Here is a 13,840-nt window from a genome sequence, read left to right on the forward strand (position 1 = left end):
TGGTTTATGGACTACTCCCCACCCAATATTTTCCCTAACTTAGCCCGTTACAAATAAACGATTGTCTATGCCCCGCAGTAAAATAGCTGGTATTGGTATGTACGTACCTAAAAACGTCGTAACCAATCAAGATCTTACCAAGTATATGGATACCAGTGATGAATGGATCCAAGAACGTACCGGTATCAAAGAAAGAAGATACGCTCACCGTACAGAAGAGACCACTACTACCATGGCTGTTGAAGCGGCTCGGATCGCTATTGAGCGAGCGGGTACTACAGCTGAAGAGATCGACTTTATTGTTTTTGCTACTTTATCACCCGACTATTACTTCCCCGGATGTGGCGTTCTCTTACAAAGAGCTATGAAGATGAAAGAGATCGGCGCATTGGATGTTCGTAATCAGTGCAGCGGATTTGTGTATGCGTTAAGTGTGGCCGATCAGTTCATTCAAACTGGCATGTATAAAAACATTCTTGTGGTAGGAAGTGAGAAGCATTCATTTGGCTTGGATTTCTCTACCCGTGGTAGAAATGTTTCTGTGATCTTTGGTGATGGTGCAGGCGCTGTGGTATTACAGCCTACTGAAGACAAAAACCAAGGAATCCTGAGTACTCATTTACACAGTGACGGAGAATCTGCTGAGATTCTGGCCATGTACAATCCGGGTACACATGCCAATTATTGGGCCGATAAGAATTATGCAGATTTTGATGATGCAGAGATCGGTCAGATGTTTATGAGTCATAAGATGATCGACAACGCTCAGAATTTCCCATTCATGGATGGCCCTTCTGTTTTCAAAAAAGCAGTTGTGAAGTTTCCGGAAGTGATCGTTGAAGCATTGGCAAAAAATAATTACCAGCCTTCAGATATCAATATGCTGATTCCACACCAGGCGAATCTTAGGATCAGTCAGTTCGTACAACAAAAACTAGGCTTACAGGATTCGCAGGTATATAATAATATCCAACATTACGGAAACACTACTGCAGCTTCAGTTCCTATCGCTTTGTGTGAGGCTTGGGAAAAAGGACTCATCAAAAATGGAGATCTTGTTTGCCTGGCAGCTTTTGGTAGCGGGTTCACCTGGGCTAGCGCCTTACTAAAATGGTAGTATTGACGCTTTAACAGGATTTTACAGAAAGAAATTGCAATATTGCAGTTGCTCAAACGACAGATCCTGTAAGCAAGTCAAGACTCATTAAATAGGAGATGATGGAAAGAAAAATTGTGTACCTGGTAAATCCTATCTCAGGAACATCCAGAAAAGACGGGATCAAAAAACTGATTGAAAAAGAAACCACGGAACGATCGATCCCTTTTGAGATCATGCATACGAATGCCGGAGGACATTATCAGTTACTTCGTGAAAAAATAAGGGCGGAACATTTTACAGATGTGGTGATCATTGGGGGCGATGGAACAGTGAATCAAGTTACACAGGCCTTACATGGATTGCCTGTACGTTTTGGTATCATACCCGTAGGATCCGGCAACGGACTTGCTTTGGCCGCACGTATTCCCACAAAACCTGAACTCGCACTATCTCTCATCTTTGAAGGAAGAGCTAAATCCATCGATGCTTTCATGGTGAATGACCATTATTCCTGCATGCTCAGTGGTATTGGTTTTGACGCACAAGTAGCACATGATTTCGCCAGTAAAGCTTCCAGAGGATTGTTGACTTATACGCAACAAAGCATCATCAATTACTTCAGGGCTAACCCTTATCAGTTTGAAATCAAACTGGATAATTTTTCTTTTTTTTCTGAGGCTTTTTTTATCAGCATTGCCAATAGCAATCAGTTTGGCAATAATTTTAAGATCGCACCACAAGCAAGTCTGCATGACGGTATGCTTGATATCGTGATCGTACAAAAAATGAATAAAGCAAAACTGCCATTCGCTATTCTCAGACAAATACGTGGTAATAATAAACTGCAGCAGCTGGTAGAAGATATGACGCAGAAAAATATCCTTTACTTTCAAACCCCTTCTATCACGATTCGTAACCTCAAACATGCACCATTACATATTGATGGTGAGCCAAGAGAAACTGAAGAGGAGTTTAGCGTCCACATCATGCCTCAGTATTTTGAGCTGATACAGCCTGAATGATCTCATTTCAATAAAGCTGCCAATCGTTTGAATTCTTTTTGATTGTCTGATGCTTTTAAAGCAAGTGTGATATCTCTTTTCTCAGAAGCGGTCAGGTGAAAACTCAAACTGGCCGGCGCTTCTGTACGAGAAGGTACATATTGGAAGCAAATACGATGAAAATGGTCACCATACGCTTCAGAGCTGAATTCCAGCTGATCATGTTGATAGTAATCCTGTAGTTTGAACCAGTTATTCTGCAAGATCAAAAATGGTTTGGTGAAAGCACTGATCAGGCTTCCGCTTTCCAAAGGTCTGTCCCAGTCACTTAAACTCCTATCGCGCAGTTGTAACAAGATCACTTTGCTGGTATTCTCACGCAACCAGTCTTTAAAAACATCCATAAAACGTAAGGAAGATTCCTGCCCGAAATTATCTCTCAAACCTGCATCCATTACATCAACAACAGGATCAGTGGGTAACCAAACATTGGGAAGCACATAAGGGAAAGTTGCATTCATGCGTAATGCGGAAAGAATACCAATATTGGTAGCATCTTTTTGTGGAAGAAAACTGTGAAAGTCTATTGCATCAGCATCCATTACATTGATCTTGGTAGTATCAGTGAGGGGACGCATCATAAAACGTGCGGGATGCGTAGCCATTACTAGTTTTCGTCCGTCTCTGGTGATCACCGCATTGAAAAACATCATTGGGATCTCCGCATTTGCTTCCGGCTTTCGATAGTCATTCAATGTTTTATTGAGATACCCTCTTGTATTTTCATTTAGCTTTTGTTCAAAAGCATATCCCCTGTCTTTTGTATAACTATATCCATGTGCCTGAAAAGGTTTTGCCGGACCAATCAGGTCTCTTGTAACAAATGATGAGAACAGAGGATTCAATAAATCACGGGAAATATCTTTCAGGTATTGTTGATCTTGAAGATTAATAGCTTCTCCTTGTTGTTTTCTATAATACAGTTCCCTGAAATAAGCTGCGCCTAACATTCCTCCCGAAGCTCCGCTGATCAGAAAAGTTTGTTGCATCAATTTACCACCCATTAAACTATCTAGTGACTGTAATGCATTCATTGTGAACGTAGCACTTCTGATACCACCACCACTGGTATTGATCAGGATCATCACAGGTTTGGGGCTTGATTGCCGGGCCTTCCATTTATTCAGAATATTGATATAGGCCTGCTTATCGGCTACTATATTACTGTCACTCGCCAAATGCATGATGGACGCTCGTGAGTATTCAGGTCTTCCCTCTTTACTATTATAACTCAGTCCATACGCTTTATTCCGAAGATCAATGATCTCTTGCTGGTATAGCCAGTTGATTCCCAAGTATACAATCACAACCAGCGGTATGCTCCAGCTATGTAAGAAGGTAGAAATAGCTCCTGCACCAGCGATCAGGATCGCAAAAAAGATAGTGATACTGGCTGCTGCAGGCAATTGAAACAATCTTGTATCTGAGATGTATCCGGTGCCGATCAAAAAAACAAAAGCAATTGTGATGGCGATTACTGCTGCAAAATGATGTCGTTTAAATACTGAATCGAGAAAGTCCTGACTATAATGTCTTACATCTCTGGGTTTTCTCAAACCAAAACGCGCGCTAAAAAACCATTCTACCCGAAGCTCGGGTTTGGGTTTGGGCAAAGGATTATTTTTAGAAGCCAATGCATAATGAACGTTGGCCGTATCTATGATCGTTGCCATACTTCTATAAATGGTCTTATCAGCACCAAAAAAGTAGACGAACGCAATAAGTATCGATAAAAATAAACCGCCGGCAAACCCCAATACCATCAGCACTATTGCTTTTGTTTCAAATAACTCCTGGTATCTGGCATAGTCTATGGCATTATTAAAATAAAATACAAGGAACAGGATCGGAAGTATCGCATTATTGATACAATATTTTAAAAAGGGTTGTGCAGTAGTTGCCAGAAAACGAAAATATTTACTGAACAAAATGAAAGTGGTAATATTCCAACTCATGATAAAGATCCCAACTGCAAAACCAACGATAGCAGTACTCAATGCATTGATCTTTCCAAAATATTCAGGACCCAGAAATAAGGAGTTCGCACCAAATGCACGCATGAAACTACCGCCAACTGTAGAGAACAAAATATACCAGAAGACAAGAAATACTTGGTATTTACGAAGATGAAGCAACAATAACTGAACAGGAAAAGAGAACCAAAAACCTGTCAAGTATAGCTTCAATTTTTCCATTGGATATCCATTATGATGGATCACACAGCATGGCAATCGCATCGTTGTTCAGACTATCTTTCCTTTTGCCCGGATTACAAAAAGTGTACACACGAGTGATAGTAACAAACACATCCCTGTGAGCTGATGTATTTGTGCCATCCATTCAAATGTCCCCCATTGTCCGGGTATAATTCCTGTGCTCGTCAAGATACTAAAAATCCCTAGCAGAACCTGAAGAACGGTAAGTATTAACGGTATCATTCGGATCTGATGAAACAAGACCGACCCCTTCGTTTTCCAAAGTTGGGCAGACCAAATGATCATCATGATCAATAACACATAAGCGAGTCCTCTATGAATGAAATGGACCAATATTTTGTTATCAATAAAATTCAACAGAAATGGCTCATGTGAAAATAAGCTTGAGGGTATCCATTCCCCGTTGATCTTTGGCCAGGTAGCTGCCACGTTAGCAGCTTTATGTCCGGCCATCAAAGCCCCATACAGTAATTGGATCACTAAAACTGCGATCAATATCAGGTTCATTTTACGTAGTGGTCGCTGATGTATGATCTGATCTTCTTTGACCAACAATTTCAATGCAAACCAAAACGTATAACACAACAAACCCAAAGCGAAAATAAAATGTAAAGCCAATCGCGTAGGTTTCACATATACTGCATCACCTGTCAATCCGCTAGCCACCATGATCCAGCCAACCGCTCCTTGCAAAATCCCCAACACAAAAAGAATGACCAAGGGGCGGATCATTTCCTTTTTGAAATGTTTGCGTACGAGGAACCAGATAAATCCACCTGCAAAAACCAATCCGATCAACCTGGCCCATAAACGGTGAAACCATTCCCAGAAAAAAATAAATTTGAAATCATTCAATGTGAATTCGAAATTCAATAATTGAAACTGAGGTGTTTGCCGATACTTATCGAATTCGATCATCCAGGCTTGTTCATTCAGTGGTGGTAAAGTGCCGGTGATCACATCCCATTCAGTGATAGATAAGCCACTACCCGTTAAACGAGTGATCCCTCCCAATGCCACCTGAATGATCGTCATGATCACCCCTAATAACAACCATCTTGCCACTAACTTAGATGAATACTGATTTCCCTGCTCCATAATACCCGGCTTGAATGAAACGCAAATTTACCCCCTTCATAAAAGGAAGCCTTATTTTGTGCATGGTATTTTCCGATTATTAGGAACTTTGTTCAATTTTTATCAGATGCTACAATCCTCCTTTCAAACCCAACTAAAGGAAGCCGGCTGCGATGAGGCCGGAAGGGGTTGTTATGCGGGTCCGGTTTTTGCTGCAGCAGTGATACTTCCACAAGATTTTCATCACCCATTATTGAACGACAGTAAACAGTTGAATGAAAAACAGCGAGCACTATTAAGACCTATCATTGAAAAAGAATCCCTCAGTTGGGCCGTAGCTTTTGTTGGTTGTGAAGAAATCGACAAGATCAATATTTTAAAAGCATCATGGAAGGCCATGCATCTTGCGATTGAACAGTTATCGCCATTACCGGAGTTATTATTGATCGATGGTAATCGTTTTACAGCTTTCAAAAATATCCAACATCATTGTATCGTAAAAGGTGATGGCATCTATGCCTCTATCGCTGCGGCCAGTATTCTTGCCAAAACTTATCGAGATGAATACATGTTAAAACTCCACCAACAATACCCACAATATGGTTGGCATAACAATAAGGGATATGGTACGGCTGAACATCGAAAAGCGATAGAAAAATATGGACTTTGTGAGCATCACAGAAAGAGCTTTAATATTCTACCGCAGCAATTGGAGTTAAGATTATAAAATGTTCACTCACTCCACTCGCCTGCACCTTCACGTATAACTTCATACGTATCCTGTGTACAGTCAATAACGGTGGAAGGTACCATACCTCCTATTCCGCCATCAATGACAATATCTACCAGCTTTCCAAACTTTTCATACATGATCTCAGGATCTGTATACTCTTCTACCATATCACCCGGTAATGATGCTGATAAAATAGGATGACGAAGTTCTTTGACGATGTGGCGTGCAATATTGTTATCCGGTACACGCAGTCCGATCGTACTCTTTTTACTTTGCAGGATCTTAGGCACTTCTTTACTGGCGGGTAAGATAAAAGTATAAGGCCCTGGTAGGTAATGTTTTAATAATCGATACAGCGGAGTAGAGATACTTTTGGTGTACTGACTCAGATCACTCAAATCATAACAAACAAAACTGAGTTGTGCTTTATTTGGATCTACTTGTTTGATCCTTGCGATTCGTTCCACTGCTTTATGCTGAAAAATATCACATCCAAGACCATAAATGGTGTCTGTGGGGTAAATAATGACGCCTCCAGATAACAAACATTCAGCGATGGTCCGAAGATGTCTTGGGTTGGGATTATCGGGGTGAACCTGCAGCAGCATTACTAAATATAAACCCAAATCGTGAAAATCGAAAATCTGTAAAGATGCCCTTATTGGGTGATTAGGCTTTTATTAACAACCCAATCGACTTATTTTTGCGAAAAAAAGCAAAATGCGTTTATCGGAAGTAGATATAGTGGATACGATCAGCCCTGCTGATTTTAAAGAGCATTATTATCTTCCCAAGCGCCCGGTCGTTATACGTGATCTTGCCAAATCTTGGCCTGCATATGAGAAGTGGAATTGGGATTACTTTAAAACACTGGTGGGTGATAAAAGAGTAGGCTTATACAACAATATCAAAAGCGACGCCTACACTCCGATCAATACAGCTGATGATTACAAGACTTTCGGTGACTATATTGACATGATACGAACCGGACCCGCGGCATGGCGTATTTTTCTTTTCAACATTTTTGAGCATGCTCCTCAGCTGACCAAAGATTTTACCTGGCCGGATACATTGATGAATGGCTTTGTAAAAAGATATCCGATGCTTTTTGTGGGAGGGGCTACCAGTATTACGCACATGCATTTTGATATTGACATGAGTCATATCCTGCACACGCAATTTGTTGGCAGGAAAAAAGTATTACTATTCCCATTTGAGGAGCAATTTAAACTTTACAGAAAGCCTTTTGAAGTATTGAGTCTGGCTGATTTCAGCCATTACCACCACCAAAACGGATCACCTGACTACGACCAATTTCCTGCGTTAAAACTTGCACAAGGATTTGATGTCACACTGGAGCATGGCGATACGCTTTTCATGCCAGCAGGATACTGGCATCACATGGAATATCTGGATAGTGGTTTTGCGATGAGCTTAAGAGCGATGCAGTCTTCAGTCTCAGGAAAAATAAAAGGAGTATGGAATTTATTCGGGATGCGGAATATTGATACGGTCATGAAAAAAACAGTTCCTCATCCCTGGTATAACTGGAAGCGAAAGAAAATATTTGAACAAGCTGAAAAAGAACTAAGAAAAGGATCTTGAAGCTAAAAGAAAAAGGCGGCCTTGTGCCGCCTTTTTCACTTGTAACCCCTAATGAAAACTGAATACGAGAAAATCTACCAGCATTGCTGCTTTTTTATCTTCTCTACCCATGGTAAATGTAGGATACTCAGTAGGAAAATCCAACGTAGAAAACACCCAAAATATTAGGGTGTTTTCACTGAAAAGAATACAGTGAAAATCTCGGAAGTTAATTCAGGATATAACAGAGATTTGCAAACCAAAAAAAGCGTAATTTTCTGATCCGAACCTACCCTAAGTAACACTTATGTGTAGTTTTCATCGCTGTTAACTGTTTTGCATATGACTAAAATTGCCCTGGTAGATGATCATGTTTTATTAAGGAACGGGCTTGCCTCATTGATCAATTCGTTTAGCGGCTATACTGTTTTATTTGAAGCCAATAGCGGTAAACATATGATCGAGCTGATCGATGCGAATAATTTGCCGGATGTTGTATTGCTGGATATTACCATGCCCGACATGAATGGTTATGAAACCGCACTCTGGCTTACCACACATCATCCACAAGTAAAGATCCTCGCACTTACCATGCTCAATGATGAACGTTCTATCATTCGTATGTTCAAAAATGGGGCGAAAGGATATTTACTAAAAGACAGTAAACCGCAAGAGCTGAAAGCTGCATTGGATGGCATTGTTACAAAAGGGGTATACCTCAATAAACTGATGTGTGATAACATTATGCACACGATGAAGACTTCTCCGGAAGAGGATGCTGAGATCACTAAATTCACAGAGCTCACAGATCAGGAGAAGGAATTTCTTGGATGGGCCTGCACCGATAAATCTTATCGTGAGATCGCTGAACTCATGGGCACCAGTCTCAAAACTGTAGATGAAACAAGAGATACCCTCTTTCAGAAATTACAAACCGCTACGCGCGTTGGACTGGCTTTATTTGCTATTAAACATGATATTGCCAGATTATAGTCGCTTCTTCTTTGATATACGATTGATAAAAAAAGCTCCGAAAAATCGGAGCTTTTTTTATCGCAATAGTTGTAATTAAATTAAACGATCTCCCAAACTTCCTTCCCACGGAGTAATTTGTCCAAATCACCTTTCCCTTTTGTACTAATGATCTCTTCTATTTGCATGGCCATCACATCTTCATAACAAGCCCTTTCGGTTTCAAAGAAAACACCAAAAGGTCTGGGGAAATGAGTTCCCTGCTGATTCGGATTATCAAACATTCTGATCAACACCTGTGCTTTATAAAAATCACGCTCATCGTGGATCCATAAATCATCTATGCTATGTGTACCATCAGTAAGATCCACCACCACAGGTTTCATTCCATCCAGCTTGATGCCTTTTTGTTGATTGGCACCATACACCAATGGTTTACCCTGCTCGAGAAACAAAGCTTCATCCATTTTACTGCCTTTCTCCGTAAAGATCTCAAAAGCACCATCATTGAAAATGTTGCAGTTTTGATAGATCTCCAATAAAGAAGCGCCCTTATGCTGGTGAGCACGGGTGAGCATAGCCTGTAAATGCTTGGGGTCACGATCCATACTACGAGCGATAAAACTTGCATCTGCACCCATTGCCAATGCCAAAGGATTGAATGGATGATCGATACTGCCAAAAGGTGTACTCTTGGTGATTTTATGTTCCTCAGAAGTAGGCGAGTATTGTCCCTTGGTCAATCCATAGATCTGATTATTGAACAATAAAATATTGACATCAAAATTTCTTCTCAATAAATGAATCGTATGATTTCCGCCGATACTTAATCCATCCCCGTCTCCTGTAACGATCCAAACACTGAGTTCAGGTCTGGTAGCTTTTAACCCGCTGGCAATTGCTGTTGCTCTTCCATGGATCGAATGCATACCATAAGTGTTCATATAATACGGGAAACGACTGCTACATCCGATACCACTGATGATAACGATATTTTCTTTTGGTACTCCGATACCCGGCATGATCTTTTGCACTTGTGCCAAGATGGAATAATCTCCGCAACCCGGACACCAACGCACTTCCTGATCTGTTGCGAAATCTTTGGCCGTTAAGGTTGAAGGAACATTTGTTGTTGTTGTTGACATTCAGATCTATAATTAAGTGATCAGATAAATGGCTCTTAAAGTTCTGAAACTTTTAAGATGCATTTCCCATTAATTCTTCCCAATATTCAGCTGCCCTCCTCGTATGCGGAATAACAATGGTTCCGCCTACGATGTTCGCTACTGCAAATATCTCATACATTTCTTCTGTATTCACACCCAATTCATGACATTTTCCCAAATGGTATTTGATACAATCATCACAGCGCAAGACCATACTGGCCACTAATCCCAACATCTCTTTGGTCTTTTTATCCAATGCCCCATCATCATACGTGTTGGTATCGAGGTTCCATAAACGCTTCATCACGAGATTATTCTTACTCAGGATCACCTCATTCATCTTCTCCCTGTACTCATTGAATTCTTGTACCAGTTTACCCATTTTTCATTGTTTTAGCCCGTAAAAGTACAAAAGCATGCGACTGTGCATGTCATTTATTTGTACTTTAAATACTTCAAATCAATAACATGAAGCATTTATTTGTTTGGATCAGCCTTTGTCTGGTTCAATTTGTAATCGCCCAAAACGGTCATGAATCCATTAAAGTAACGGATATGTTAAAGATCCATCAGGTCGGAAATGTCAATGTAAGCCCTGATGGTACCAAAACACTCTTTACAGTTACCAGTATCGAGCCCGATGGGGACACAAAATGGGAATATCGCTATGCCAACAAACTCTATCTCCTTCAAAATGAAGGATCCGGCACTGTCAGACAATTGACCAGCCAGCCCGCAGGACAGCCGGTTTGGAGTCCGGATAGCAAGCAATTACTTTTTGTAAGAGCAGCAGAAGGCAGACCACAGTTATTCCTTTTATCCATGGAGGGAGGTGAACCCATTCAGTTGACCAAATTCCGCTATGGTGTGGGCAATCCGAAATGGAGTCCGGATGGCAAAAAGATCCTTTTCTCGGCCAATATTCGATTGGAGCAACTCATCAATGATGAAGAACTCAATCCGGGTAAGAAGCCTCCAGTATGGTCACTGGAAAAACCCGGCTTCCTGGGTAATGAATATTTGCTCAACAGCAATGCTAAACCAGACCCTGATGGTACCACTGAAGAGATCAGGGCATATTTGAATCAAAATGCCATTGCCCAAAAAGCCAAAGTCATTCATAAATTGAATTTTCAGCAGGAAGCTACTACCTCATCTGAGTTGACCTTCAATCATTTTTTCATCATGGATGCGAGTGCTAATGCTACACCTAAAGCCATTACGCATGGATTTAACCGCTTTGGCAGTGCAGATTTTACGCCTGATGGAAAACAATTGATCCTCACCGGAAATGCTGTTTTAAATCAACACCCTGATCGCGAATTAGAAGGACATATCTATATCTGCAATGCAGATGGAAGTAATGTAAAGAAGATATTGGGCGAAGAAGGTAAAAACTATAATAATCCGGTTATCTCTCCATCCGGAAAATGGATCGCATTTCAATTCGGTAATACTTCTTTCGTAAGCATCCCAGCATTGGCAATCATGCCGATGAATGGTACAGCAAAAGACATGATCCTGATTCCGTTTGACAGAAACAAAGGCGGTATCACCTGGAGTAAAGATGAGCAATCTTTATACTTTACTGCACAAAGCAATGGCGGTATTCCATTGTATCGTGTAGATATTAAAACCCGTCAGGTAACAGCTCTTTCTTCTGTTGACGAGGGGATCAGCAGTTTTGATCTACAGGGTAATCAGATCCTTTATACCAAAACCAAAGTTGGTAATCCATCTGAACTGTATCGCGCGGATCTGAATATGAAAAATGAAGAACGCCTGACTAGTTTTAATCATGAATGGCTGCAACAAAAAAAGATCAGCTTTCCTGAAAAAGCTTCTTTCGTGAATGAAAAGGGTATGACTGTTGAATATTGGGTCATGAAACCAACCAATTATGAACCCGGGAAAAAATATCCAACCATTTTAAATATTCATGGCGGACCTTCTGCTATGTGGGGACCGGGCGAAAATTCCATGTGGCATGAATTCCAATATTATGCTGCGAAAGGTTATGTGGTCGTATATGGAAATCCAAGAGGCTCCGGTGGGTATGGTCTCGATTTTTTAAGAGGGAATGTAAATGACTGGGGAGCAGGACCTACTTCTGATGTATTGACCTATCTTGACAAAGCAGGTAAAAGTGGGTTTATTGATACCAGCAGACTGGCCGTAACCGGTGGTTCTTATGCGGGTTATCTGGTTGCCTGGATCATTGCACATGATCAACGTTTCAAAGCAGCTTGTGCGCAAAGAGGAGTATATGAATTAGGCACTTTCTTTGGCGAGGGTAATGCCTGGAGATTGGTACCGAATTATTTTGGCGGCTACCCTTGGGAAGAAAAAGTAAAACCCATCCTGGAAAGAGAATCACCGATCAATTATGTAGATCAGATCAAAACTCCATTTATCATTTTTCATGGAGAGAATGATTTACGTACGGGTGTGATTCAAAGTGAAATGCTTTATAAAAGTTTGAAAGTGTTAGGCAGAACCGTTGAGTATGTGCGTCACCCGGGAGGAACACATGAATTAACGAGAAGTGGTAATAACAGACAAAGGATCGATCAGATGTTAAGGACGATCGAATTCTTTGATCGGTTTATAAAACATTAAAACTGCCTGTATTGAAAGTCCTTATCTCATACTGTTTATAAATGTGCATCGACAGTAAGAGATAAGGACTCTTTATGTATACAACTTATCACTTTAAAGTTTTTAACCAATCGGACAATCCCGAATAAATTTTTGTTGCAACATCGGAATGAAATTTGGTGTTGATGATTTTCTTCTCATCCGCTTCATTGCTTAAAAATGCAATCTCTACCAAAGCATTCGGAAAATCGGTTGGCGAATTGAGTGCAAAATTGAAGCTGCCTACATTCCCGAATTCATTTAGTTTTAATTCAAGCATTCGTTTAAGAATGGATGTTGTAAGTGGCCGAAATCCAATATGCTTATAGTATGTACTCGTTCCACTCACATTCGTATTGGCACTTGAATTCAAATGCAAACTGATCAGTACATCCGGATTTTGTTCCTGTAGCCAAAGAATACGATCCTTATTATCGAACGTAGTATCTTCTGTACGTGTCATGATAATTTGCTTCACGCCTTTTGCTTTGAGGTATTTTTGAAGTGCTTTTGCAAAACGAAGTGTATATACTTTTTCAGACGCCTTAGCCTTGATACCACTGGCTCCGGTATTTGTTCCTCCATGTCCGGCATCAATGGCAATTTTTAGTTTGCGTAGATCCAATATCGCAGGTTGACGTTTGATTTTCACAACCAACGCTCTCCCACTATATCCCACACTATAACCCCAATGTTGTTTGTGTTGTAGTTCAATGGTTACTCTGAATACATCATCCTCTGTTTGATGATAATAAACATTCTTCACTTCTTTTAAAGAAGTGAGTTGTGTGATCCAGTTGGTATTACTCTGTACACCGAAAATATCTACCACAATTTTGGATGGATTGATCTCCATCCATGTTTTATATGGAAGCTTTTCTTCCATGATTACATTGATATAATCATATGCAGAGTCTCCTTTGGCACTGATCGATCCGGTAACATACCAAGGTTTTAGTTTATTCAGACTATCGGTTCTTACATACGATTGCTCAATATATGCCTGATGAAATTTTGATAATTGAACCAAATACATGCCTTTGACAGTATCCATGATACGAAGGGCAACATTAGAATCGATATACCCCATTTTAGCACCCCCCAATCGATCTTCTCCCAAACCATATGCTAGTGCAGGTAATTTGCCGGTAGACCTTCCGATCCAAGGTTCATACAAACGATTTTGTGCTTGCACTTGAGAATAAGTAACGATGAGTAGTAGCAGAATGAGATGTTTCATTGGATCAATTTAGGATAAATCCAAATAAAAAGGCCTCACTGCTTTTGAACAGTGA

12 protein-coding genes are annotated in these 13,840 nt (G+C 40.5%); 6 read left to right on the plus strand and 6 right to left on the minus strand.

The features are described 5' to 3' along the window. The first annotated feature begins 67 nt into the window (after nucleotides 1–67). The gene (locus ABXG83_RS08040; RefSeq protein WP_353548339.1) at nucleotides 68–1,117 is read left to right on the plus strand and encodes a beta-ketoacyl-ACP synthase III; all 1,050 of its coding nucleotides are present in this window, start codon (nucleotides 68–70) and stop codon (nucleotides 1,115–1,117) included. Between the two features lie 101 nt (nucleotides 1,118–1,218). Further along, nucleotides 1,219–2,121, plus strand: a complete 903-nt coding sequence (locus tag ABXG83_RS08045; protein ID WP_353548340.1) for a YegS/Rv2252/BmrU family lipid kinase — start codon at nucleotides 1,219–1,221, stop codon at nucleotides 2,119–2,121. Nucleotides 2,122–2,123: 2 nt separating this feature from the next. On the opposite strand, the gene ABXG83_RS08050 is transcribed toward ABXG83_RS08045, so the two are convergent. Further along, nucleotides 2,124–4,355: a patatin-like phospholipase family protein gene (locus tag ABXG83_RS08050; protein WP_353548341.1), complete on the minus strand. Its 2,232-nt coding sequence runs from the start codon at nucleotides 4,353–4,355 to the stop codon at nucleotides 2,124–2,126. A gap of 48 nt (nucleotides 4,356–4,403) precedes the next feature. Further along, nucleotides 4,404–5,474 carry a COX15/CtaA family protein gene (locus ABXG83_RS08055; protein WP_353548342.1) on the minus strand — a complete coding sequence of 357 codons (1,071 nt, stop codon included), beginning with the start codon at nucleotides 5,472–5,474 and terminating at the stop codon, nucleotides 4,404–4,406. A 106-nt stretch (nucleotides 5,475–5,580) separates the two neighbouring features. On the opposite strand from ABXG83_RS08055, the gene ABXG83_RS08060 reads away from it, so the two are divergent. After that, the gene (locus ABXG83_RS08060) at nucleotides 5,581–6,180 is read left to right on the plus strand and encodes a ribonuclease HII (RefSeq protein WP_353548343.1); all 600 of its coding nucleotides are present in this window, start codon (nucleotides 5,581–5,583) and stop codon (nucleotides 6,178–6,180) included. Nucleotides 6,181–6,185: 5 nt separating this feature from the next. On the opposite strand, the gene ABXG83_RS08065 is transcribed toward ABXG83_RS08060, so the two are convergent. Then, nucleotides 6,186–6,794, minus strand: coding sequence for an L-threonylcarbamoyladenylate synthase (locus ABXG83_RS08065; protein ID WP_353548344.1), 609 nt, complete (start codon nucleotides 6,792–6,794; stop codon nucleotides 6,186–6,188). A gap of 112 nt (nucleotides 6,795–6,906) precedes the next feature. Between ABXG83_RS08065 and ABXG83_RS08070 the strand changes: the two genes are divergently transcribed. Both ABXG83_RS08070 and ABXG83_RS08075 read left to right on the plus strand, forming a co-directional pair. After that, nucleotides 6,907–7,791, plus strand: a complete 885-nt coding sequence (locus tag ABXG83_RS08070; RefSeq protein ID WP_353548345.1) for a cupin-like domain-containing protein — start codon at nucleotides 6,907–6,909, stop codon at nucleotides 7,789–7,791. Nucleotides 7,792–8,112: 321 nt separating this feature from the next. After that, nucleotides 8,113–8,763 (plus strand): response regulator transcription factor, encoded by a 651-nt coding sequence (locus tag ABXG83_RS08075; RefSeq protein ID WP_178888861.1) that lies wholly within the window; start codon nucleotides 8,113–8,115, stop codon nucleotides 8,761–8,763. A gap of 80 nt (nucleotides 8,764–8,843) precedes the next feature. Here the strand turns inward: ABXG83_RS08075 and ABXG83_RS08080 are convergent, their stop codons facing one another. Beyond that, the gene (locus ABXG83_RS08080; protein ID WP_353548346.1) at nucleotides 8,844–9,887 is read right to left on the minus strand and encodes a 2-oxoacid:ferredoxin oxidoreductase subunit beta; all 1,044 of its coding nucleotides are present in this window, start codon (nucleotides 9,885–9,887) and stop codon (nucleotides 8,844–8,846) included. 52 nt (nucleotides 9,888–9,939) lie between these two features. Further along, nucleotides 9,940–10,290 (minus strand): carboxymuconolactone decarboxylase family protein, encoded by a 351-nt coding sequence (locus ABXG83_RS08085; RefSeq protein ID WP_353548347.1) that lies wholly within the window; start codon nucleotides 10,288–10,290, stop codon nucleotides 9,940–9,942. 86 nt (nucleotides 10,291–10,376) lie between these two features. Between ABXG83_RS08085 and ABXG83_RS08090 the strand changes: the two genes are divergently transcribed. Next, nucleotides 10,377–12,527, plus strand: coding sequence for a S9 family peptidase (locus ABXG83_RS08090; protein WP_353548348.1), 2,151 nt, complete (start codon nucleotides 10,377–10,379; stop codon nucleotides 12,525–12,527). An 88-nt stretch (nucleotides 12,528–12,615) separates the two neighbouring features. On the opposite strand, the gene ABXG83_RS08095 is transcribed toward ABXG83_RS08090, so the two are convergent. Beyond that, on the minus strand, nucleotides 12,616–13,785 hold the full coding sequence (locus tag ABXG83_RS08095) for an N-acetylmuramoyl-L-alanine amidase (protein ID WP_353548349.1): 1,170 nt from the start codon (nucleotides 13,783–13,785) through the stop codon (nucleotides 12,616–12,618). Between the last annotated feature and the right edge of the window lie 55 nt (nucleotides 13,786–13,840).

The sequence above is a fragment of the Sediminibacterium sp. KACHI17 genome, assembly GCF_040362915.1.
GTDB lineage: Bacteria > Bacteroidota > Bacteroidia > Chitinophagales > Chitinophagaceae > Sediminibacterium.